The organism is Methanosarcina sp. WWM596 (genome assembly GCF_000969965.1).
Taxonomy (GTDB): domain Archaea; phylum Halobacteriota; class Methanosarcinia; order Methanosarcinales; family Methanosarcinaceae; genus Methanosarcina.
In genome coordinates, this window is the sequence record NZ_CP009503.1 from 1,249,136 (window position 1) to 1,273,047 (window position 23,912).

Sequence of the window (23,912 nt, forward strand, 5' to 3'; positions counted from 1 at the left end):
GTCAACTGAAAGAAGGTATCAACTGAAAGAAGGTATCAACTGAAAATATAATACTCTCTCTTCAGCCTAACCTCTTTATTAAACCCTCTGCTGTTAACTGAATTTCTCTGTTTAACCTGATCTCTTTATCCAGCTCAATTTCCTATTTAGTTGAACCTATCTTCCAGCTGAACCGAAAATTATGTGTTCTGAAAATCAGGGTTTTTGTTCTCGTGAAACAAACTCTAACAATTATTATATTATATTTAAGTGATAATATCTAAATACGATAGCTTCTATATATGAAGATACATGTAGATGCTCTGAAGAATGTGCTCAGAAAGGCATACCCTGCAAAAAATCGGGTGGTATGCTCTGGAAAACGTTTTCACTTCGGAAGATTTTCTGAAAACCGTCGCATATTTTCCTCTTTATATTTTCCTCTTTAAGTTTACATGCACATCTCAATATCACATATGCTACTGCAGTTTTAGATGGCAGAGTACTATCATTTTTCGAACGCCAAAGGAAGCTTACTTATATCATTCACATATCAGGATAAACAATGACGCTCTGGGTCCTAAGCTATGCTGAAAAATCAAAAATTATAGTGATGAACATAAAGGACCGGATGAAGCAGCCGCTTTCCGTGGCTGAGCTCCATATAAAGGACAGTTATAAAGGTCCACGTCCTCATAAAATCAGGGTTCTTACCTGCAAAAAAAACGAGGAATTCATTCCTCCCCAGCAGTTCATAGAGCTTTTGCGCAGTGCAAACAGGATTATGCTAGCAGAAGGAGGGGACCCTGCAAATGAAGAGGCTTTTCTTGAAATGCTCAAGGGGTTTCAACTCAGTGCAGATAAGGTAAAGATCTGCAAACACTGCTGGATCAATAAACGTTTTAACTTCGTAAATAGCAAGTCAATCAAGTACCACGACGAGCTCATCTGCGCAGACTGCGCAAAAGAAGAATTGCTGCGGGCAGTTCGTTCAGCAGGCGCACAGTACGGGGAAAAATCGGTTGATTTTCTTGAGCAGGTTCTCTCCAAAACAAGAGACCTTGATCGGACAATCCGTATGTTGAGCCCTGAGAGGCTGGACCCTGAGTTCACGCGTTATGACACCATCCGGACAAAACCCACCGAAGCTACGGTCAGGGTAAAGAACCTCCCCCTTGCAAAGAAGTTCAAGGAAATGCTGCTTCTTAAATCAGAAACCCTGCTTCCGGTGCAGGCTCTGTCTGTAGAAGCCGGGCTTCTGGAAGGAAAAAACCAGTTTGTAGTTTCCGCAACCGCAACCGGGAAAACTCTGATAGGGGAGATGGCAGGGGTCCAGAACCTGCTGGATAAAAAAGGGAAAATGCTTTACCTGGTTCCTCTTGTTGCCCTTGCAAATCAGAAATACGACCAGTTTACGGAACGGTATTCAAAGCTCGGGATCATAACCTCCATAAAGATCGGTGCAATTCTTATAAAGACTTCCCAGCGTGTGAAAATGCATACAAGCCCTAATGCGGACATAATTGTGGGGACCTATGAAGGCGTAGACCACATGCTCCGTTCAGGAAACACTGATTTTCTTGGCAAAATAGGGACTGTTGTTATAGATGAAGTCCATACACTCGAAGACCAGGAAAGAGGACACAGGCTGGACGGGCTTATAGGTAGGCTTCGCTATGTGGCGCCTGAAGCCCAGTTCATTTACCTCTCTGCAACCGTTGCAAACCCTGAAGCCTATGCAAAGAAACTCGGAGCCCGGCTTATCCGCTATGAGCACAGGCCTGTTCCCATAGACAGGCATCTCCTTTTCTGCCAGGAAAACGAAAAGGCAAAACTGATTTCCCAGCTTGCAAAAGAAGAGTATTCAATGTTCTCTTCGAAAAAGCACAGGGGACAGACAATAGTCTTTACGAATTCAAGGAGAAACTGCCATAAGCTTGCAGGAGCTCTTTCAATCCAGGCTTCCCCTTACCACGCGGGGCTTTCGCAGTATGAACGAAAAAAGGTGGAAACCATGTTTGCAAAAGGGGAGCTTCCGGTAGTTGTGACCACTGCTGCCCTTGCAGCCGGAGTGGATTTCCCGGCTTCCCAGGTTATATTCGAATCCCTTGCAATGGGCATAGACTGGATTTCGGTCCAGGAGTTCCTGCAGATGAGTGGAAGGGCAGGTAGACCTGATTATCACGATCGGGGCATTGTCGTGCTCATGCCTGTTCCAGGGAAATCCTATTCGAGCTCACAGTCCGATACTGAAGAAGAGGTTGCAGTCAAGTTACTGCAGGGTGAGATGCTCTCTGCGGGAGTCGATTACGGGGAAGCCGAACAGCTTGAAGAGATTCTTGCATCAGTTGCTGTTACTTCTTCGGTCCAGGATTTAAGGAATATCCATTCCCTTATGTTTGGGAGTTTTGAACTGGATAAACTGGTTTCCCGCCTCCAGAGCTACAGATTCCTTGAGAAAAAGGGAAATAAAGTAGCACTTACTCGATTCGGGAAAATTATTGCAGCCCATTTCTTGCCGGTCTCCAAAGCTTTCTTGATTCGAGACGCCGTGCTTGCGGAAAACAGTTCCCTGAAAATTGTAACCAACCTGGAATTTTTCGATGCTGCATACTTCAAGTATTCAAACCAGATCGGAAGCTCTTTGCATGTGAACATGCCTTCAAGGGTTTTTCAGGGAGCAGCCCTTGATATTGTCTTTGACGGAGACTCTCTGTCCCATCTGGATATCAAAATAAGGGAACTTATGCTGAACTTTGCCTCTGATTTTTTAACCTGCACATGCAGGGACTCACCTTATTGCGGGTGTGCAGAACAGAAATTTTCGGAGAAGATTATCCGGCTGCGTATGGAAGGTATGGACCCTTCTCAGATTATTAAGAGATTTGAGGATAGGTACGGCATTTCAGCGTATCAGGGCGATGTTTTTGGGTATCTGGACAATGCGGTACGCAACCTTGATGCTGTGGAACTGATCGCAAGGGTTCATTCGAAAAAGGAAGTCGCAGAAGAAGCAAAGAAACTTAAGAAGAAAGTCCAGGGTTAAAAAATTCATATAAGTTTTTGCAGACAAGTGATTTATAAGTGATGAAGAGGTAAATATTCCTGTTTCTACCGGGAAAAATAGCCTGCAAGGAATAACCTGTCAGTATTATGGATAACTGGCAAAACCAGATCCCGGATACCGGGGTTCTCACGAGAGCAAAGCACAGAGGTAATTTTTATGGCCGAAGATGTTGGATCCAGGGAAAATATTGAAAGTACAGCTTCCAAAAAAGGGAAAAAAAGTATCACAATTGAGTTTATAAAGCCTGAAGACTTCCGGCAGATATATGCAATAGGAGCTGCAGGCGGGCACAGTCCTTACGATTTCAGGATAGGTTTTTACAATGACACCCCTAAGATGTTCGGGGATGCCTCCGAATCCAGGGTTATCGAAAGGCGTGTTGAAACCGAAGTGATACTTTCTCCGGTTGCAGCTCTTGAACTGAGCCGCTGGCTGACCCAGCACATAAATGAGTATGAATCCGTTTTCGGGCCCATTTCAAGAGCGATCCCGAGAATGACCAAAAAAGAGCCCGCAAAAGTTGACGAAAGCACTGATATTCAGGGTTATATCTAAGTTCAGGTTACTCGTTTTAACCTGTCTTAACTCTTTGAGGTTTGAGAGGCTCTTAAGGCTCTCCTGAGACTCCCGGACATCGATGGTTATATATCTCTGAAAAGGGTATGTAATTTCAGTTTTCTTAAAAGCCGGTGGAGTGACGATTCGGAATGGTTTTTCAGTTGCTGGCAGGATGCAGCTGATAAAGGCAGCAGGCTTATTGTAAATGTGTATAATGCCCTGACATAATTTGCTCTGTGCCGGCTTTGGAATAGGAAGCAGGAACCCGGGAGTACGGGGAACCGAAAATCCAGAATAAATCAGCGAGGGTTTAATTTTGTTCCCAAATAAAAAAGTTCAGAAAATCGTTGGATCGCGGATCCAGGTAGAAATGAAAGGCGACCTTAATTTGCTTGAAGGCACTCTAAAGAGTGTGGACGACTATATGAATCTTCATCTTGTTGATACGATGGAGATTGTAAAAGGGGAAAAAGTCCGTTCCCTTGGTTCTGTAGTGCTTCGGGGCAATAATATCATACTGATCACTCCTGTAGAAGACTGAAACGTCTGAAGAAGGAACCTCATTAGTGTGGAAACAGGCATGGATCTTGAAGAAGAAGCATACAATATAATAAGAAGACATAAAGACGGCGTTTTCCAGAACGTTATCTGGAAAGAGCTGGCTATCGATAGCAGGAAGTGCTCCAGGATCGTAAAAAAGCTTCTGGACAAAGACCTTATTATCCGTGAAGTGGGGGTCTCAAACGGAGCGAGGACATACCTCCTGAAAGCAAAAGAGGAGGTTAAAGAGAAATATGACCTTTTGCTCTCCGGGGACATGTTTTCATCCTGTACTGGCTGTACCGGGGACTGCGAGCCCGAATACTGCGGAAGACTCAGTGAATGGATCGGAAACCTTATGGTGGAAGACACTGAAAAATCTGGAGAAGCCGAAGAAGATATGGATATCGAAGCCGAAGATGAGGAATAAATTAAAGAAAAAATCTGAAAAGAAAAGTTGAAATAAACCAAAAACTTTGATAATGTCTAAAGAGGCCTGAAATATTTTAAGAGATCTGGAATAATCTTAAATAAAGCCTCTTCAGGAATTCTCTGCAACCGATATCTATTTATACTGGAAACCCTTATTGAAGATCCCCTTCGATAAGGGAAATAAAGTTCACTTAAGTACAGCCAAAATGCTCCGGTAGTGTAGTCCGGCCAATCATTCCGGCCTTTCGAGCCGAAGACTCGGGTTCGAATCCCGGCCGGAGCACCATACTTTTATTAATTGCTCGGAAAACTTTTTTATAATTATTTCAATTATTTCCATTTTTCGATTTCTACTTCTCTTACCATTTTTCTTACCTTCTCATTATATATTCTATTTTTCTTTTTGTTGTATCTTTTTACCTTCTCATTATACCCACTTTCCGCAGTATTTTTCGTATATTCATTATTTTTCTTGCTATCGATTTTTGTCCTAACGTGAATTTATCGGATTTCTATGCAGGAGTTAAAAATGGCTATACGGTATGTTCAGAGACCAAAAAACTTAGTATTCAATTTTTATTCAAATTTCAGTTTGGGTATATTAATTGAGAATTTTTGAAAAACGCTATCGGAAAAAATATTGATTTTCAAAAAAATACTGCGGAATGTAGGATTATATATTCTATTTCTCTTTTTGTTGTATCTTTTCCTGTTTCCTTTTCTCTTTACTTTCATTTGACTGTTATCGTATCTTTGTTACTCTAGTTTGATTTGCTACTTCCTCTCTGCTACTGCGCTTCCCTAAGTTTCAGAGCCCTGAAGGGGGTTCTAACTAAATATTTCTCAGCCAGTTATGGAGTGCCTATTAAAGAATTGCAGCCATTGTCCTGGATATAGACCGGATAAACTGTGTCTGATCGGTAAACTGCACAAAAAGCTCGCAGAGAAGGGACAGATTTATATATTACCAGGTATATTGTTGGTTTCGCTGTGAGATGCAATGTGCTCCGGTAGTGTAGTCCGGCCAATCATTCCGGCCTTTCGAGCCGAAGACTCGGGTTCGAATCCCGGCCGGAGCACCAAATTCTAACTCCTTTTTCTAATATGTTTTAAATTCTTTTTCTTATATGTTTCTGTGTGATGTGAAAAGTAGATTTTTGGATATTCCCATTAGAATAGTCTTAAAAATTATTTTTCATTAGAATAAGTTGTGAAGTTAAGTTGTGAAGTTAAAACTATGTCTTAAAAATTGCATTCAATTTTCGCATTCTATTTATATATCTTTTTTTCTCTGCCTGAAATTAACATCCGATTTATATGAAGAAGCGTAAAACCCCTGAGTCTTTAGCTCAGGGGATATAAGCGTCAACTTCAACCCTGATTTCGTATGTAATATTCTGCCGCCTCTTTACTAACATTTCCGATAGTAGACGCAAAATAACCATCACTCCATAACGTATTCTCACCCCAATAATACTTTTTCAGATATTCTTTTTGAGTTTTCCATAACCTGTTAGTATATTCTTGTTTCAATTTTCTGACAATTGACAAAACGCTAACTTTCGGTTCACTCTTGATCAAGAAATGAATATGGTCTTTGTCAGTTTCCATTTCAAGGATTTCAAAGTTAGACTCTTTTGAACTGTCACTCATAATCTGTTTGAGTTCTTTGCTAATTGGTTCAAGTATGACTTTTCGGTATTTGCAAACAAAAATAACATGATACATTAACAAAAATTTGCTATGATTCCGTGTTTCATACTTCATATTTATCAAGAAGTATATATGTTGTTAAAGCATATTATGCCTTTGTATGATGCAAGCGTTCAAATTTAGACTCTATCCTACAACTACACAAGCTATTCAATTGAATCAGCATATAGGTAGCTGTAGATTTGTCTATAATTGGGCACTTGACCAGAAAATTAAAACTTATGAGCAGACAGGGGAATCAATTTCCAGATTTGACTTAAACAAATTAATTCCTACTCTAAAGGCTTCTAATGAGTGGTTAGGAGAAGTTAACTCTCAATCATTACAGGGGATGACTAAGCAGGTTGAATCCGCTTTCACTAGATTCTTTAGAGAGAAAACAGGGTTTCCAAAGTTCAAATCGAAAAAGAATCCGATACAGTCTTTCCCTGTACCTCAACACTACACTGTAAACTTTGAAAATAATACTATCAAGCTTCCTAAAATAGAACCAATTAAAGCAGTTCTTCACAGGAAGTTTGAAGGAGAGCCTAAAACGGCTACGGTATCAAGGACATGTAAAGGACATTACTACATCAGTATCCTTGTTGAAGATGGAAAAGAACTTCCAGTAAAGGAAGCTTTTACAGAATCAACAACAGTAGGAATTGATGTAGGTATCAAAGACTTTTCTGTCCTTTCAACAGGAGAAAAGGTTGAGAATCCAAAGTACTTGAAAAACTCTCTTAAAAGGCTCAAAGTATTACAGAAAAGAGTCTCAAGGAAACAGAAAGGCTCTAAGAACAGGGCAAAAGCTAAACGAAGACTTGCTGTACTCCATGACAAAATAACAAATCAGAGAAATGACTTCCAGAACAAACTCTCTTTTAGACTTGTTAGTGAAAACCAAGCTGTAGCTCTGGAAACTCTAAATGTTAAAGGCATGGTTAAGAATCATCACTTAGCACAGGCTATAAGTGATTCTGCGTGGAGTAGTTTTGTAACAAAGTTGGAATATAAGGCTCAATGGTTTGGAAAAACCGTCCTGAGAATAGGACAATTTGAACCCTCTTCTAAGCTATGTAGTGTGTGTGGATACCACAATAAAGAGCTTCAACTAAAAGACAGAGAATGGATTTGTCCAGACTGTAAAACCAAACACCATAGAGACATTAATGCCGCTATCAATATCAAAAAATTCGCTCTCATAGATCAGAATCTAATTGGATTATGACACCGTAGGGACTACGGGGATGAGCTTGGGGACTTGCCCTCAATATTTTGTCTATCAATTACGGTTTAGTCAATTTCTCCTAAGGATACGCTGGTGGAACTCCTTTATTTCCTGAATTCTTTCCAGGTTCTGTTCTTCATCGATGACTCCTGCTGTACTTAGCGATTCCAGTGTCAGCTTCCCTGCGGCACCAGCAGTTTCCATTCCATATTCCAGCGCAAGGATCCGAAGGGTTTCCAGAGCCCACACAGTCTGGACAAGTGCACTTTTAGATCCTTGCTGTGAAAGGTCCTTTCCCAGCTTTTCAAGGGCCCGGATCACATCCTCTACCTGAGATTCGTTTCTTTTTCTTACAGCAGCAATACCCAGTTCCTCAAGGAGGATTGCAGCCCCGACCGCACTATCCTCCAATTCCTGCCCGGCTGAAGAAACCCCTATTTCTCCAAGGAGATTTATGGCAGCAGCCAGGGTTTCAGAGAGATTTTTTTCCATTGCTCTCATGGATAACTGCATAAGATATATCTCGGAAAGGCTTGCCAGAACCTCCATTTTTTCCCTTGAAGAGTTTTTCCCGAAGTTTCCCAGGCATTCAGCTGCATTTCTTGCCACAGCATCCATACTTTTTCCTGCAAACTCCAGGGCAAGATTCCCAAGACCAGAAAGTGCTTTTAATGCAAGAGACTCTCTTTTTTGAGCTACAGCCTCAACAGCTACTTCTCCAAGAGAGTGGACTGAGGCTATGGATGCTATCTCCATTCTTTTTTCGGCGGTCACCCTGCCTATATCCCCCATAGCAATTATCAGAGCTTTTGCATCAAGCTCGTATTCTGCAGTAATATCCAGATGTATCAGATGCACTGCAAAATCCCTCAGGCTGCTAAAAGCATCCACCACCCCTTTAGCGTCTCCATCGTAGGCTTTTCTGAATCCCTCTTCAATCATCCTTACTTCCGCTAGCTCACGTTCCTCCACTGAAGACATGCAACACCCCAGAATAGTCTTTGTTAATCTTATGTTCTGTCTCATGATGAGTTTTCCTATTAGAACCATTTTCTTGTCGGAAACTCTTCATGGCTGTATGAAATTCTTCGGGCTGTGTCTAAAACCGGAGTATTTTATGGACAGATATGGACAGGCGCGGAAAAGAGTGGAAAAGAGCGGAAAAAATTGCAAAAATACTTGATAAAGCGTAAAGTACATATACTAATGTACATTAGTATACTTTGTTGTACTATAATGTAGACTAAGTTTGTTATGTTTAATCAATTTACTATGATTAACTGATTTATGAGATTTAATTGATTTGTAGTATTTATGAACTCAGGAAAGTTCTCCTGAAAAACTGATGTAGGAAGATGATTTTTATGAAATCTCAGGATATTGCTATTGTTGGAATTTTGCTCGCAGTCGGCGCAATCGTGCGCTATTTATCTCTTGTTATACCGGGTCCCATAGTCTCGAATCTCGTAATAGCCTTTTATTGTCTTGCAATTATCCTTGTCATACCCAAATTCACGGAGGTCATAGGGATAGGAATTGTAGCAGGCATCGTATGTGCTCTTCTCAGCCATTCCATTTTCCCACCTGCAAACCTTATCAGCGAACCGATAGGAGCAGTCACATGCCTGTTCACATATAAATCTCTCAGCAATAAGCTATCGGTCTCTCCGGCCATTTCAACCCTGCTAGGTACCCTTGCCAGTGGGACAAGCTTTGTAATCGTTGCAATGCTTCTTATTGCCCCTACAATCGTGTCAAAGTTTGAGACCATGGGAGCTTTTGTAGGTGCTGTAATCCCTATCGTCGTATTAACTGCAATTGCTAACGCAGTCATTGTCCAGATCCTCTATATTCCTGCTTCAAAGGTACTTGCCCGGGGGAAAGCATAAATCATGATCAAACTCAGGAACTTCTCGTATACCTACGGAACAGCAGAAAGCCCTGCGTTAAAAAATATAAATCTGGAAGTCCGGAAAGGAGAACTGCTCCTTGTTACGGGGCACAGTGCAGCCGGAAAAACCACCCTTGCCCTTGCAATGGCAGGCATCCTCCACCACGAAATCGGGGGCAAAATTAAAGGGAGCATCAGCTTCAAAAACAGGGATATTAAAGAATTCGATGGCATGAAGGAATTGAGCCGGCATATAGGGATGGTTTTTGATGATGCGGAGTCTCAGCTGATCTTTACAACCGTTGAAGAAGAAATCCTTTCAGGACTCGAAAACCACGGTCATCCGGAAAAAGAGATTTTAAGCAGGTTAAAAGAGGCAATGGAGTTCTGCGAAATAAGCCATCTAAAAAACAGGGCTCCTCACACACTTTCCGGCGGGCAAAAGCAGAAAGCTGCCCTCGCCGCAACCCTTGCCCTGGATACGGAAGTCCTGATCCTTGACGAAGCTACTGCCGAACTGGACTTGCAGGCAGTCCGAAAGGTATTTTCTGTCCTGAAGAGTTTGAAAGAAGCCGGAAAGACGATTATAATCGTAGATCACAATATCGAGGACTTCCTTGAAATAGGGGACAGGGTCGTGCTTCTTGAGAAAGGGGAAATAAAATCCATAAAAAGCCCCTCGGACTTTACCGCAAGCTCTTCAGAGCTGACTTCTACAAATCTTACAACTTCTATGGATTTTACTTCTACTTCAGCTCTTACAACAAGCCTTTCCATTACAAGAAAAGGCGACCAGCCGATTATTTCTGTAAAGAAACTCACCCAGCGCTATGGAGAAGTCCTTGCGCTTGACAGCGTTGACCTTGATATCTACCCTGGGGAGCTCATTGCCATTCTGGGGGAAAACGGTTCTGGTAAGACTACCCTTGTGAAACATTTCGACGGTCTCCTGCACCCTTACTCCGGAGGGGTGACCGTAAAGGGACTCGATACCTCTACAGTTCCTATAAACGAGCTTGTGAAGCACACTGGTCTGGTTTTCCAGAACCCGGACAACATGCTCTTTGAAGATACCGTTGAAGCCGAAGTCAATTTCGGGCTGAATAATATTGGAGTAAAAGGGCCTGAAGCAACAAGGGCAATCCTCCATTCCCTGGAGCTTGTAAACCTGAGTGAAAAGCAAAAAGTCTTCCCCCGCCACCTGAGCCGAGGAGAAAGGCAGAGACTGGCTGTAGCCTGCGTAATTGCAATGAAGCCTGAATTGATAGTGCTTGACGAGCCCACCACAGGGCTGGATGCCGAAGAGTCCGACAGGATGATGCAGCTCATGCGAAGGCTCCAGCAGGAAGGCCACACAATAGTCATGGTGACTCATAACCTGCAGATCGTAAGAGACCATGTAGAAAGGGTCATTCGTATGGAGTCCGGAAAAATTGTGGAAGATTCGGTCAACAGGAAATTTTCCGGCAAAGAATGTTTCAGTAAAGAATGTGTCAGTAAAGAATGTTTCAGTAAAGAATGTGTTAGAGGAGGCACATGCGCATGAAAGAGATTATGCAGTACATAAACAGGGACAGTTTTTTACACCGCATGAACCCGCTTTCGAAGATCGCTGCAGTAACGGGCATAATAGCCCTTGGCGTATTCACAACAAACCCCGGAGTTCTGGCTGTTATGGTGCTGGGGATTTTTCTGGCTTCCTTAGGAGCCGGGCTCCAGCAGGAACTCCTCAAGCAGCTGAAACTCCTGGTCTTCCTGAGCGTCACCCTGGTCCTGCTCACAGTCTTCACCCTGAAAAGTGGGGAAACGGTCGGTTACTTGATCCCTGCCGGTATCCTTACAGCCGGAGGGCTCTTCCCTGTCACAACCGGCGCCCTGGACTTTGGAACCGTCCTTTCCTTCCGCTTCTTTGCAATGCTTTTTGCCTTCCAGCTTCTGGTGGTCACTACAAAGCCAAGTGACCTCATGAAAGCCCTCCTGGCAATCCACGTCCCTGTGGACTACGTGCTTATGTTCGTAATTGCCCTCCGCTTCATCCCAAGTCTCCAGGTCGAAGGTCAGCGCATCCACGAAGCCCAGCTCGCAAGGGGCTATAACCCCGGTAAAGGCCTCCGCGGAAAAATAATGAGCGTAAAGCCGATCCTGGTACCCCTGGTTGCAAATTCCCTCGGAAGGACCCAGGTGCTCGGCCTGACCATGGACATGCGAGGCTACAGGAGCCGGCAGAGCATAGAGGAAAATCAGCTTACTTGGAATAAGACCGATATAGCAGCTGTGGGCTGTGTGGCTGTTATGGGGCTTGGAGTGGTGCTGGGCGGGTTGATGTAAGTTCGTCCCGATTTCTCGATGAAACATAGAGAAACCTGCAAAATCTGACGAAACCGCAGAACAGAAAGAAACTGCAGAAAATAAGAAAATCATCACAATCCAAAAAAGCGAAAAATTGGGAGCAAAGTCTTCAACTTTGCTTCCTTAAAACCGGAAATCCCAGTAATCCCGTAGTTGAAAGCAAAGCTGTCACCAGCAATACTTTTTTCATGCTTTCTAATATGTCTGAGCCAGCCTATTCGGCTGTTGAAGCTTCAGACGAATAGATATGTTATCCTTTGCCCCCGAAGTTTCTCCGGACATCTCTGCAATGCCGCCCAACCACAGGAAAAAGGATGAAACACAAATCACACAATGGTGAAAAATCAGGAAAGAATCCGCTCATACTAGAATATGAATATATACAATATGTTATATAATCACGAGATATATTTTTTTCAGATAGAATTTCTGAACCAAAAATTATATTAATCTACTTTTGGGTGTTTCCTGATTAACTGTCTGGTTTTATTCTATTCAGAAATTCCTTTAAATGGTATCTTCCATTTTTTACTTTCCAAGCGTTTAGCACTGTTTGAGCTTGCTTTTGACCTTCTAAACATCAACGCTACTTACCAAATCCAGAGAAAGGACTAAAAATAATCAAAAAAGAGAAAAATAGGAAGCTAAACCTTAATTTCGCTTCCTTGAAATCAAATAGCCAGCCAGAATTACTGCAGCAAGCATAAACACTGGCAGCAATACTTTTTTCAAGCTTCCTGAATTATTCTCCCTGGTTGCAGAACCGGTAACATCAGATTCTTTCTCACCTGAAGCTTCGGAAACGACCTCGGAATCCTGATCTTCGACAGAATTTGCCAGAGCACGATAAGTGCTTTCTGGATCTTCTTCCGGATAAAGGGCCATTATTGAAAAAGTCGAGAAACCGGGAGTATCTGCTTCATAATAGACATAGTCATCATCTTCACCGGTCTGGCTGGTAGAGAGTTCGACCCAGTTTCCGTCATCAAACTTCCAGAGTTTGACAGAAGACGAATCAACGTCATTTAATTTAATCCAGGTTTTTTCGACCTTGAAGCCGACAACTGCGTTTTCAATATTATCCGGGCTTGCAGTCCCTTCGTTTCCGACCCAGATATTTGTATTTTCGTAAACTTTCCCGGAGGGCAGTTCCGTTACCAGGGTGGATTTTTCTTTAAGTGTTTCAACAATGGTTGTGGTCTTTCCGGCGGTCTTTTTTGGATCGAATTCAATGTAAGCTATTGAGGTTGCATTTTTTGTGAATACGAATTTAGCATGGTTACCGTTGCTGATAAACTGCTGGGCGAGTTCTTTTACCTCAACATTGCTGGCAGGTTCGGGAGAACCGCCGGTTCCTCCACTGGAACTGGATGAAGATGAACCCGAAGATGAAGAGGTCGTGGAGCTTATAACTTTAAATATCCTTTCTTCTTCGTTATTCTCCTCATTAAACTCGAAGAATTGGTCCTCTGAATCCACAACTACCTTTAAGTCCATGCTTCCCGAATTGGTTGAGATCCAGTTAAATGTGAAGAAAGTTGTCGAACCTGCTTCAAGCCCGGAAACCGGGATAAAAGATATTTCATTTCCATTCAGGTAGCATTTTACATTGCAATTTCCAGATGACGCAAGACCTACATTCGTCAGCGTAACTTTAAATGTCACGTTTTCATTTTCATGGGGATTTTCCGGTTCCCAGGAAATGTCCTCGATTATCAAATCGGGATAGCCGGATATTCCAATCGATTTTTTGTAAACATACCAGCCCTGCTGGTCCACATCATCCGAAATACTGGGATACCTCTCATAATTCCCGGTTGCGTCATTCTTCAATGCCGCCCTGACCAGGAATACAACCTCATCGGAGCCCTTATTCGGCTTGATCTTCAGGTTGAGAGTTTCATTTTTCCCTGTTTCCCAGCCGGATTTTACCAGGCCGACAAAAGGGTATTCCGATGAATCGATTTCTATTCCGTCTTTTCCTTCTATCGAACTTCCGCCTGGATAGAGTTCTACACTGTCCCCGCTCCCTTCCATACTCAAGATTTCCTCATTATTCGGAAACGCGACAATAATATGGCCTTCACTTGATTTTTCTCCGTTATTTTTTGTTGTTACGGAGATAGTAGCGTATTCATTATTGTAGAGTTCTCCCTCTATGTAGACAGCTGCACCAATGGTTTCAGAAACCACGGAATCTATGACGTCTGTTTCGGAAAGGTCGATATCTACATTGGCAAGTTTAACATCTGAGTTTGTTTCAGATGCTGCAGTATTATATGGCATCAACAACAAGAAAAACACCAGCAAGAAACACGATAAATTCTTATATATTTTCATAACTCCTCCCCTCTAAATATCTATCCAAAAGATCCAGTATTAAGAAGATTCTCAATGTTTCATTAGTAAATAATATTCAAACAACCATATAATTTAATGGAAATGTAACTCCTAATTATAATTATGAAACAAAAATTATCTAACTAAAAAAATTATAAAAATATGATTTTTTGAAAAGAAGAGTTGCGAATTAAAACCTTATTCATTTCTACTGAATCAATTTATCTTCCATTAAAAGTTAGATTGACAAAGCAAAAGAAAACTTTCGAAACAGGCTATAAGCGATCAAAAAATTCTATTAGTGTAACGTTTCTATACTGTTATGTGTGAAGTTTGGTCAATGTATCAAAGGACTTATATATCATAGAATAGTAAAATAATTATTAGAAAGATTATCAGGGGTCAATTAAATATCTGGGGAAATTCTATAACTGAAAATATCAATAGTGGATTTTCTGTCTGTACATGCAATATGATCTGTACATGCCATATAGTTGTAATGTACATGCTATATGAGTTGTAATTTGTTTAAAAAAGTTGGGTTTAAAAAAGTTGGTTGAAATAGCAGGTATTGGTGATTGATTGAGAGCCCTTTATTATAATCCCCTGGGCCCTCAATCGTATGAAACCCCCTTTAAAGAATACTCCCACATATTCTTTACACAATTGTAAGAGAAAGCAATAAAGATTTGCTGTTGGTTGTGGTGATTGATTGAGAGCCCTTTATTGTGATCCCCTGGGCTCTCAACCGGATGAAACCCCTATTGATGAATACTCCCCAAGTATTCTATTTACAAACACGCACTAATGTGCTTCTCTTACAATTACAATCCTTCTAATGCTGAAATTCTATATATAATAAATTATGTTAAATATTCAATGATTTATTAATTTTGTTTGCTTATTGACATTTGATCGAGGCATTATTTTCTTATTTGCTGAAAATTTTAGTTAACCTCTAAAACATAGATAACTTCTAATTTTTTAATCCAATTAAAATTTTCAAGCAAGCAAAACATGGACTAAACTAAAAATAAAAAAGAAATCGACCCAAAGGTCGATAGTACTAAATTAGTTGCCGTTTGTCTCCCTATTTTTCAGAAGCTCCACAGCCAGTTCTTTGAGCTTGTATTTCTGGATTTTGCCGCTTGCAGTCAGAGGGTACTCATTTACTATGAAGACATGTTTTGGGACCTTATAGCGTGCGATCTTGCTTATAGCATAGTCCCTGATATCGGCTTCCGTGAGGTCTGCACCTTTTTCGAGAATAACAAAGGCTCCTACTATTTCCCCATATTTCGTATCAGGTATGCCAACCACCTGGGCATCTTTGATACCGGGCATGAAGTGCAGGAACTCTTCAATTTCCCGGGGATAGATATTCTCCCCGCCCCGGATGATCATGTCCTTTATGCGGCCAGTGATTCTGTAGTAACCTTTCTCGTCACAGGTCCCAAGATCCCCGCTGTGCAGCCAGCCCTCTTCATCAATTACTTTTTTTGTTTCTTCCACCATATTGTAGTAACCCTTCATGATATTATATCCACGGCAGCAGAGCTCTCCTACTGTGTTAGTGGGCACTGGCTCATTTGTAGATGGGTCAACTACTCTGACTTCAACGCCAGGGAAGCACTTGCCTACAGTCTCAACTCTGAGTTCCACGGGGTCATCGACAGTTGTCTGGGTCATTCCCGGAGATGCTTCCGTAAGCCCGTAGACGCTGGTGATCTGGTGGCAGTGCATATCTTTTACGACTTTTTTCATGGCTTCCACAGGGCAGGTAGAACCAGCCATGATCCCGGTTCTCAGGGAAGAGAGGTCGAACATATCAAACATGGGGTGGGTGTACTCGGCAATGAACATTGTAGGTACGCCATAAAGTGCGGTACACTTCTCTTTCTGGATTGCAGCAAGCACCAGGAGAGGATCGAAAACCTCAAGCATAACAAGCGTTGCCCTGTGGGTCAGGATAGCCATAACCCCGAGCACGATTCCAAAACAGTGGAAAAGAGGTACGGGTAAGCAGAGCCGTTCTTCGTGAGTGAACTTCTGGCGGTCGCCTATGGAGAGCCCATTGTTCAGGATGTTTTTACTGGTCAACATAACTCCCTTTGGAAAACCGGTCGTTCCTGAAGTATACTGCATGTTGACTACATCATCTCCACTGACACTTTCCATAATCTTCTTGAGTTCGTCATCTGGATAATGGCTGCCAAGGAGCATCAGCTCATTGGTATTGTACATACCCCTGTGCTTTTCCTGCCCAACATAAATTACGCTCTTCAGGAATGGAAAATTTTTACTTCTCAGGCGCCCTCTTTCAGAACTCTTGAGCTCCGGGACCAGCTCGTTAATAATTTCAAGATAATCAACGTTCTTGAAACTATCGATAAGAGCAAGTGCTTTCATATCTGACTGTTTAAGCACATACTCAACTTCATGGCTCTTGTATGCTGTATTTACCGTAACAAGCACTGCTCCTATCTTTGAGGTGGCAAACATGAAGGTAAGCCAGTCAGGGACGTTCTTTGCCCAGATTCCTACATGGTCTCCTTTTTTTATCCCTATCGCAAGTAGCCCTTTTGCAAGGTTGTTTACCCTTTCATTGAATTGGCCATAAGTAAAGCGCAGGTTACGGTCAGGATAAATGATGAATTCGTGGTCAGGGTCTACAGCTACCTGTTTTTCAAAGTATTCTCCAAGAGAATCTTCTATAAGATGCATGGTTTCAGCCTCATCTTCTGGACTATTACTTTCAGAAACTACTTTCAGAAACTACTTTCTGAAACTTTCGGCTTATGAATGGGGTTTTTATATCCTGGCCAGTCAAAGGCGTTTCTGAAGTATATTTAAATTGAGCAGGGAGAATCCGTATCAGTTTTTGCGTCCTCCGGGGACGCGTCCATTGAAGGGAACATGTGCCTTTTCAGGACCTCGCGGATAGAGTCTGGAAGGGGGAACGCTTTCTGGAGTTTGAAGTCATAATAAACCAGTACCGCCTGGCCTTTGGCCTTGAGTTCCCCTTCCTGCCAGGCTTCATGCCCGACAGTAAAGGAACTGTTCCCGATCTTTGCAATGAAGGTCCTGATCTCCACATCGGACCTGAAATACATCTGCTTCAGAAAATCAAACTCAGTTCTTACAAGAATCAGGTGCCACACATCAGGACTAAGGATAAGGTCCGGGGAGAAAAGCCTGAATATGGAGTTTCTTCCCGTTTCGAACCAGACCGGAAGGACTGTATTATTTATATGCCCGAGACCATCGATGTCTCCAAAGCGCGGACTAACATTTATACTGAACATTTTGGATTCCCTAGCTCGTAATATTGTACTCAATTATCCAATTTTAATCTAAACTTTGCTCGTTGAAGTCAATTCTTACTCTCTTACCCATCCAACTGAGGCTCTTAGAGAGGAGCATAGACTACAGCCATTATTCGTGCATCCTCTTTTCCCGTTGTATGGACGTCATGTGGGACAATTGAATCGTAATAGATGCTGTCTCCGACACTTAGTTTGTGAACATCCTTGCCATAGAAGATTTCAATTTCTCCGGAAAGGACGTAGATGAACTCCTCCCCTTCATGAGAAGAGAGCTTGTGGCTTTCCTCAGGAGAGGAATGGATGTCAATAATAAATGGCTCCATATGGCGGTCTGCTTTGTCCGATGCAAGGGAGTAAAACTCAAGAGCACTCTTCTTTGGTCTCTCGGTTTTTCCGGAAAAACGGACCACGTTTTCGGATAGTCCTGCCTTTACCACTACAGGCCCACTCTGGGGCATGTCGTCTAGAAAAGTCCCGAGACGGACGCCTAAAGCCCGGGCAATCTTTAAAAGAGGGGTTAAGGAGGGAACGAGTGCTCCGTTTTCTAACTGCTGGATTAACTCCACGCTGCTCTGACTGGCTTCAGCCAGTTCTTCAACAGTCATATCCTGGGCTTCTCTAAGATGGCGTATCTTACTGCCGACACGGTTCTCTTCTGACATAATTATGTTTCCTCACACACATTTTTTAGTTAGAGGGCCTGGCAAAAAAATGTAAACCAGAGTCCCTATAAATAGGCTATAAAGCTTATCCCTTTTGTATCTCTCTATTATAAAAAAGTTTTTGAAATGGCGGAACCTACTAAAAAGCATCAGCTATCGAATTCATACTAAAATAATTAGTTAAAAAAGTATTTTAGAAACTTGTCAAATAATATATAAAATTTAGATTATATAAGATATATGGATTTTATATTAAATTTAATGTGCGAGTGACTTGGTACCGTGTGCCAAGCATTGTAAGTAGAATTTTATGGGATATTGCAGAGGGATATTTGGTGACTTCGGGCGGCTCAGGTTATAAATAATAAAGGAAAAGAAAAAAGTTCGTACCATGTAAATTTATACCATAAAACTTTTGAAAAGCCGAGGATGATTTTTTGCAGGTATATACCATAAAACTCACTTTCTGCAGTAAAATTTTGTAGATTCACAATTTCTCATGCTATCTATTTTTCAATCAAATACGGATTTATTGGGTTTCTGTGCAGGAGTTAAAAACAGCTAGATGGTGTATTCAGAGCCCAAAAAACGATAGTATTCAATTTCACCAAGTCCCAATTTGACCCTCTATTATTTGAATCTGTTTCAAAAACGCTATCAGAAAAAATATTGATTTTCAAAAAAATACTGCGGAATGTAGGTTGTAATCTGCTTTTTTTGTTTTTAGAGCATTTTTGTCAATTTTGGCAAAATCTCACTTGATTAAAAATGAGAAGTAACAGAGTTTGTGCTGTTACTTTTTATATCTCATATAAAGAGGCACCTTTCATTTAGCTAAACGCATATGTTAATAGGTGACCCAATCATATGGCGTTACTGTGACACCAGTCTGATATGGTGGAATTGAGCCTATAGGCCATACCACATAGTGATAACCTTTTGTATAATATTTGTGATACCCAGAATATAGATTTGTAATACCGCTTGCGATTTCTTCTTTAGTATTGAATCCATAATCAGTTGCTGAAGCTATAGGAGTTGTGCTACTGTCCATATATATATGAAGTTACACTTATTTCAGGGATTGTTGTATATTTATTTGGCAACGTCACTTTAGTGTATGACATATAAAGTAGTTCTCCTGCGCTAGTATCCGGTAATTGAACAGATACGCAAGATACTCCATATATGCCACATGAAATTAGATCTTTAGTTGTGACTTCACCGTCTGCAGTATTTGATTCTGAACTATTAATTGCTGTCATTTGTATTTCACTGGATTGTATTTTATCTGGATCTGGCCAAACCATTGGTTCTGTCTCAAGGCGTTCTACAGTATCTTTAGGAAGTACTTCCAATGATCCTGGATATACCTTTTCCATAAATTCTGCAGTTGTGATATTTGTTCCATATACCTCAGCTAAAACTGTACTTGTATTTTCATTTGTAGTGAAGTGGTATGATTTTGAAAGCATATATGGTTTAATCTCAGCAGATACGCAGGAAGGCAGTGTTTCTCCTTTTTTATTTATGTGCACATCAGATGTTTGAGTGAAAGCAACGTCCATTCCAAGATTATTAATTTTACTTATGATTGGATCGATCTGATCAGTGCACTTTGTAACATCATCCCACGAAGATGCTTCGTTTTCTACTACTTGATTGTAATTTTTGATAGATTTTTGAAGCTCATTGTTTAAACTATTAGTTGTTGAGACGTCAATATTTTCTTTTGCTAATACTTGTGGAATAAACAGCAACCACAAAAAACAATGGATATGGTAAATAGAGTAGTTACTTTCATTAATAATACACTAATTTAATTATATGTATATATTTATTTTATCCATTATTTAGAATATTATTTGTTTTTAAAACCCAATTTGTTTATTTATACAATAAATTTTTTAAAAACATTCATTAATCTATTTTTAGGAACATAGAAAAATCTATAAACAATATATCATGATAAGAAACAGTCTGGATGCGCAACTAAAAGATAGTTCTTAAATTTATACAATAGAAATCATAAAAAATTAAACTATCAGTAATATATATACATATTATAATCTTTTTTTTATCGGAAAAAATACATATAAATATATAAGTTGTACAATATATATAGATAATATGAGTAATACATATAGATAGTATGAGTAATACATATAGATAGTATGAGTAATACATATAGATAGTATGAGTACAACTGCAAGTTCTGTTACTACAATGACTACTACTTACACAATACCTAGAGAATTACTCATTGTATTGTTCTTTATTTTGATAGCTTATTTTTTCCATTTATTGTTCCTGAAAAAGAAAAAGTGAAGTAATTGGCATTTTTCAGATTTGATAAAAATATTATTAAACTGGAACATTGTAAACAAAAACCAAAAATCAGTTAGAAGAAAAAGGGAAAATTCGAAAAAAGGAAAATAGAAAAAAGAGAAAACTAGAAAAGAGTAAAATCGGGAAAAAGTAAAAAGTAAAAAACTACCGCTTTCCTGAACTCACTGAAACTCGAAATTGCACCTGATCCCTTTTGGATCAAAACAGAGATTGCAGGATACGCACCTTGCCTTTTTAGCCTCTCCTGATTTAAGCTTTAAAACAATGTCAGGTTCACTGATGAACGTCCTGCTCATTGATATAAGGTCTGCAAACCCGTTTGCAAGAAGATCCTCCATAACAGAAAGAGACCTGATGCCACCTACAAGGATTACCGGGATACCCACTGCACTTTTGATCATCTTTGAGTAGTTCTTGAAATATGCCTCTTTTGCAGGAGAATTAATTGCAGTTTTTATGGTTACCCCACCTGCCTCACCTATCCCTCCGCTGACCTCTATTGCACATATACCTGCCTTTTCAAGAATTTTTGCAATTTCCACGCATTCAGGGGAATCGAGTCCCAGCTCTGCCTTCGCTGAGCCAGGTTGGAAACCATCCGTTGCATTCATTTTCACAAGAATCGGAAAATCGTTCCCTACTTCTTCTTTTATGCGCCTTACTATCTCCGTGACTATCCTTGCCCGGTTTTCTACGGAGCCTCCCCATCTATCAGTCCTCCTGTTCGTGTAAGGGGATATAAAGTTGCTTAAGAGGAAACCGTGGGCGCAGTGGAGCTGGACTCCGTCAAAGCCTGCCGCCTTTGCCCTCACAGCCGCCAGGGTAAAAGCCTCAATCATTTCCAGGATTTCCTTTTCGGTCATCTCCCTGGGGACTACTGACGAATGCCCGTTTTTGACCACTGACGGAGCAATCGGAACCGGGTATTCGTCCGAAGTGTCTGCCTGCCGCCCTCCATGTACAATCTGGAGCACAATTCTGCTTTTGTACCTGTGTACCCTTTCGGTTATCTTTCGGTATGGCTCTATGAAGCGGTCATCATAGATGCCCTGCTGCAGATTGTCGCTCTGCCCTCCGGGGAGGACATAAGAATAGCCAGTTATGATCAGCCCTACTTCATTTATTGCAAGTTCTTCATAGAGATCTCCAAGTCTGGAAGTAGGCGTTCCATCCTTTTCTGCCATAAATTCATGGGTTGCGGACCTCACAAAGCGATTCTGGAGTTTCAGGTTACAGACTGTGATCGGATCAAAAATCATGGGAAAAAATAGGGGAGGGAAGGGTAAATAATTATCCCGGATTCCCGGAAAAAAAGGAAGGGAAATTAGTTCAGACACAAAGCTTCCCTTTGATGCACAGGAAAAGAAAGAAAAAGGAAGGAAAAGAAGGGAAGAAAAGGAAATTAAGTCAAGCAATCTCAATCCCTATTTCCATAGGGTATTTCCGGATTATCTATCGGATTAATGCGCAGATGGAGCCATTGTTAAGTTCTATTTTTTCGAATATGCCATTTTCACTGCTTTCTAACAGGCCATCTGTTGAACTTTCATTGTCTGGATCTGTCATATCTCTGTCATTAACTATTGCTTTCGTTGTTAAAATCGGAATATACCGAAAAAGTCACAATTCCCAGCAAAATAAACCCAACAGTAACCAGAATTTTAAAACGCATAATCTTCCCTCTAAAATTAATAAATTACTCTCTATATCTAGTGTGATCTTTATCTACATTGTGCAATTTATGTAACATATTTTGAAAAAAAGAAATATCAGACTGCCAGATATCAGATTTCTGATTCAGCATATCTACGTGCATCAAGTTCCTCTCCCATCCGCTCATTCTGTACTTTTATGGAATAGAGGGTCAGGAAGAGCAGGAAATAAGCTATGAAATTGACAATGAGGGTAAGTTGAAGTGCTGTCCCTTCAAGTCCTCCTCCGCTTCCGCCTGTGTTTCCTCCAAACATAAGGGGATGAGCCGAGCGCCAGAGCCGGATTGAAAAGAAACTCAGGGGCACGGACATGAAGCCTAAAATTCCGAAGACCGCCGAAAGCCGGGCTCTTTTTTCAGGCTCTTCGAGGGCTTTTCTGAGCATCATGTAGGCGAGGTAAACAAGGAAGAGGACTAGGGAGGTGGTCAGCCTGATATCCCAGATCCAGTACCATCCCCAGGCATCCTTTGCCCAGATTGAACCCGTGACAAGCACCAGGAACGCAAAAAGGGTTCCCACTTCAGCAGCCGAGCGGGCGTAGATGTCCCATTTGAGAGATTTATCCCGGAGGTAGAGGATGCTTGCGGCAAATAAAATTACAAAAGCCAGATAGGATATAATTGCTATTGGCATATGGAAGAAGAATATCCTGAAGCTCCCGCTCAGAACCTCTCCTGCTTCGTCCTTAATCGGAGGCAGGTAGAAAAAGATCATATATGCCGCAAGAAGCATTACACTGGCAGTTGCAACTGCCAGTACTCCGGTTTTTCTGGAATTTGATGCCATTTTGTTCACGTGTTTTGATAGGTTAAGATAACAATAATTCAATACCGATACTTGTTATTGACTCGATTCACTTCGTTTATTATTGGTTCGATTTACTTCGTTTATTATTGGTTCGATTTACTTCGTTTATTATTGGTTCGATTTACTTCGTTTATTATTGGTTCGATTTTGATCGCTGTCTTGAAGATTCTTCTGTTTTACTATTTTCCTTTTCCCCTCTTTTTTCTTCTCATCCTTCTTTTTTCCGGCCTGAAAAACCTTAGTCAGATCTTAGTCAGACCTCAGTCTGAAACAACATATTCAAAGACAAGATGTGAGATTACAAAGAACACAAGGTCGTAAACTGTAAGCAGCCTAATTTCAGGAATCAGATTCTCGATGCTGTTTCCGGCAAGAACTCCGGCGGTTGCTTCCACTGCAGGAATCAGGACAGGCAGGAGTACGGGCAGGAGAAGGACAGGCAGGAGAAGTTCTCTGGTACGGGTGCCAAGGGTAAGAGCAGAGAGCAGGATCCCGACAGCAATAAACCCGAAAGTCCCGAGGAAGAGGATGAGCAGGAGCAGGAACAGGGTTCCAATTCCCAGGCTGTAATTGAAAAGTATGATAAAGAAGGGCAGAGTTACAGTTTCCATAAGAAATACAATCGCAAGGTTGGAGAGGATTTTTCCGGTATAAATAGCACCCCTGTCTACAGGGCAGAGCATAAGTGCTTCAAGACAGCCATTTTCAGTTTCCATTACGAAGGTCCTGGAAAACCCGAGCATTCCGGCAAAGGTGAAAGCAATCCAGAGTACGCCGGGAGCAAGTTTTTCGACCTTTTCAGTATCCCCGAGAAAATCACCGAAAGAAACGCTGAAGACCACAAGCACGAGAAGCGAGAAAATAAACATTGAATTAAGCATCTGCTTTGTCCGGAACTCGGCTTTAAGGTCTTTTGCAGCGATATAAAAGCTCCGGATCATTTTTTAAACTCCTGTTTCCACGTGATCTATTAT

Annotated in this window: 18 protein-coding genes and 2 tRNA genes; 10 read left to right on the forward strand and 10 right to left on the reverse strand. The window is 41.2% G+C overall.

The window, feature by feature from the left end; translation table 11 throughout:
• Nucleotides 1-544: 544 nt before the first annotated feature.
• From MSWHS_RS05615 to MSWHS_RS05640, 6 genes are all read left to right on the forward strand, one after another.
• Nucleotides 545-3,025, forward strand: a complete 2,481-nt coding sequence (locus MSWHS_RS05615) for a DUF5814 domain-containing protein (RefSeq protein WP_048126723.1) — start codon at nt 545-547, stop codon at nt 3,023-3,025.
• 177 nt (nt 3,026-3,202) lie between these two features.
• Nucleotides 3,203-3,601: a DUF3467 domain-containing protein gene (locus MSWHS_RS05620; RefSeq protein WP_048126725.1), complete on the forward strand. Its 399-nt coding sequence runs from the start codon at nt 3,203-3,205 to the stop codon at nt 3,599-3,601.
• Nucleotides 3,602-3,920: 319 nt separating this feature from the next.
• Nucleotides 3,921-4,145: an LSM domain-containing protein gene (locus tag MSWHS_RS05625; protein ID WP_011034307.1), complete on the forward strand. Its 225-nt coding sequence runs from the start codon at nt 3,921-3,923 to the stop codon at nt 4,143-4,145.
• A gap of 27 nt (nt 4,146-4,172) precedes the next feature.
• Nucleotides 4,173-4,574 (forward strand): AsnC family transcriptional regulator, encoded by a 402-nt coding sequence (locus MSWHS_RS05630; protein WP_048126728.1) that lies wholly within the window; start codon nt 4,173-4,175, stop codon nt 4,572-4,574.
• Between the two features lie 210 nt (nt 4,575-4,784).
• Nucleotides 4,785-4,862 (forward strand) — tRNA-Glu (locus MSWHS_RS05635).
• A gap of 718 nt (nt 4,863-5,580) precedes the next feature.
• Nucleotides 5,581-5,658 (forward strand) — tRNA-Glu (locus MSWHS_RS05640).
• Nucleotides 5,659-5,947: 289 nt separating this feature from the next.
• On the opposite strand, the gene tnpA is transcribed toward MSWHS_RS05640, so the two are convergent.
• Nucleotides 5,948-6,343 (reverse strand): IS200/IS605 family transposase, encoded by a 396-nt coding sequence (gene tnpA, locus MSWHS_RS05645; RefSeq protein WP_048158847.1) that lies wholly within the window; start codon nt 6,341-6,343, stop codon nt 5,948-5,950.
• A 46-nt stretch (nt 6,344-6,389) separates the two neighbouring features.
• Between tnpA and tnpB the strand changes: the two genes are divergently transcribed.
• A complete protein-coding gene (gene tnpB, locus MSWHS_RS05650; protein WP_048158848.1) occupies nt 6,390-7,502 on the forward strand; it encodes an IS200/IS605 family element RNA-guided endonuclease TnpB in 1,113 nt (370 codons plus the stop codon).
• A 69-nt stretch (nt 7,503-7,571) separates the two neighbouring features.
• On the opposite strand, the gene MSWHS_RS05655 is transcribed toward tnpB, so the two are convergent.
• Nucleotides 7,572-8,483, reverse strand: coding sequence for a hypothetical protein (locus tag MSWHS_RS05655; protein ID WP_082088332.1), 912 nt, complete (start codon nt 8,481-8,483; stop codon nt 7,572-7,574).
• A 383-nt stretch (nt 8,484-8,866) separates the two neighbouring features.
• Between MSWHS_RS05655 and MSWHS_RS05660 the strand changes: the two genes are divergently transcribed.
• Genes MSWHS_RS05660 through MSWHS_RS05670 form a run of 3 tightly spaced genes read left to right on the forward strand, consistent with a single transcriptional unit; the run spans nt 8,867 to nt 11,721 of the window.
• Nucleotides 8,867-9,391 (forward strand): tryptophan transporter, encoded by a 525-nt coding sequence (locus MSWHS_RS05660; protein ID WP_048159565.1) that lies wholly within the window; start codon nt 8,867-8,869, stop codon nt 9,389-9,391.
• Between the two features lie 3 nt (nt 9,392-9,394).
• The gene (locus MSWHS_RS05665; RefSeq protein WP_048126736.1) at nt 9,395-10,939 is read left to right on the forward strand and encodes an ABC transporter ATP-binding protein; all 1,545 of its coding nucleotides are present in this window, start codon (nt 9,395-9,397) and stop codon (nt 10,937-10,939) included.
• On the forward strand, nt 10,936-11,721 hold the full coding sequence (locus tag MSWHS_RS05670) for an energy-coupling factor transporter transmembrane protein EcfT (protein ID WP_048126738.1): 786 nt from the start codon (nt 10,936-10,938) through the stop codon (nt 11,719-11,721). The genes MSWHS_RS05665 and MSWHS_RS05670 overlap by 4 nt, the downstream gene beginning before the upstream one ends.
• 672 nt (nt 11,722-12,393) lie before the next feature.
• On the opposite strand, the gene MSWHS_RS21255 is transcribed toward MSWHS_RS05670, so the two are convergent.
• The 8 genes from MSWHS_RS21255 to MSWHS_RS05710 all read right to left on the reverse strand — a co-directional run bounded on the left by MSWHS_RS21255 (nt 12,394) and on the right by MSWHS_RS05710 (nt 23,879).
• Complete coding sequence (locus tag MSWHS_RS21255; protein WP_052722601.1) at nt 12,394-14,028, reverse strand: PGF-pre-PGF domain-containing protein; 1,635 nt, start codon at nt 14,026-14,028, stop codon at nt 12,394-12,396.
• A gap of 1,125 nt (nt 14,029-15,153) precedes the next feature.
• A complete protein-coding gene (locus MSWHS_RS05680; RefSeq protein WP_048158850.1) occupies nt 15,154-16,806 on the reverse strand; it encodes an AMP-binding protein in 1,653 nt (550 codons plus the stop codon).
• Nucleotides 16,807-16,931: 125 nt separating this feature from the next.
• Entirely contained in the window at nt 16,932-17,387 is a 456-nt protein-coding gene (locus tag MSWHS_RS05685; RefSeq protein WP_048126743.1) for a thioesterase family protein, read from the reverse strand.
• A 104-nt stretch (nt 17,388-17,491) separates the two neighbouring features.
• Nucleotides 17,492-18,070: a helix-turn-helix domain-containing protein gene (locus MSWHS_RS05690; RefSeq protein WP_048126745.1), complete on the reverse strand. Its 579-nt coding sequence runs from the start codon at nt 18,068-18,070 to the stop codon at nt 17,492-17,494.
• 1,043 nt (nt 18,071-19,113) lie between these two features.
• Nucleotides 19,114-19,830 carry a hypothetical protein gene (locus MSWHS_RS05695; RefSeq protein ID WP_156148077.1) on the reverse strand — a complete coding sequence of 239 codons (717 nt, stop codon included), beginning with the start codon at nt 19,828-19,830 and terminating at the stop codon, nt 19,114-19,116.
• 750 nt (nt 19,831-20,580) lie between these two features.
• Complete coding sequence (locus MSWHS_RS05700) at nt 20,581-21,678, reverse strand: NADH:flavin oxidoreductase (protein WP_048130244.1); 1,098 nt, start codon at nt 21,676-21,678, stop codon at nt 20,581-20,583.
• Between the two features lie 525 nt (nt 21,679-22,203).
• Nucleotides 22,204-22,917 carry a cytochrome c biogenesis protein gene (locus MSWHS_RS05705; RefSeq protein ID WP_048159567.1) on the reverse strand — a complete coding sequence of 238 codons (714 nt, stop codon included), beginning with the start codon at nt 22,915-22,917 and terminating at the stop codon, nt 22,204-22,206.
• Between the two features lie 281 nt (nt 22,918-23,198).
• A complete protein-coding gene (locus tag MSWHS_RS05710; RefSeq protein WP_048126749.1) occupies nt 23,199-23,879 on the reverse strand; it encodes a heme exporter protein CcmB in 681 nt (226 codons plus the stop codon).
• Nucleotides 23,880-23,912: the final 33 nt, after the last annotated feature.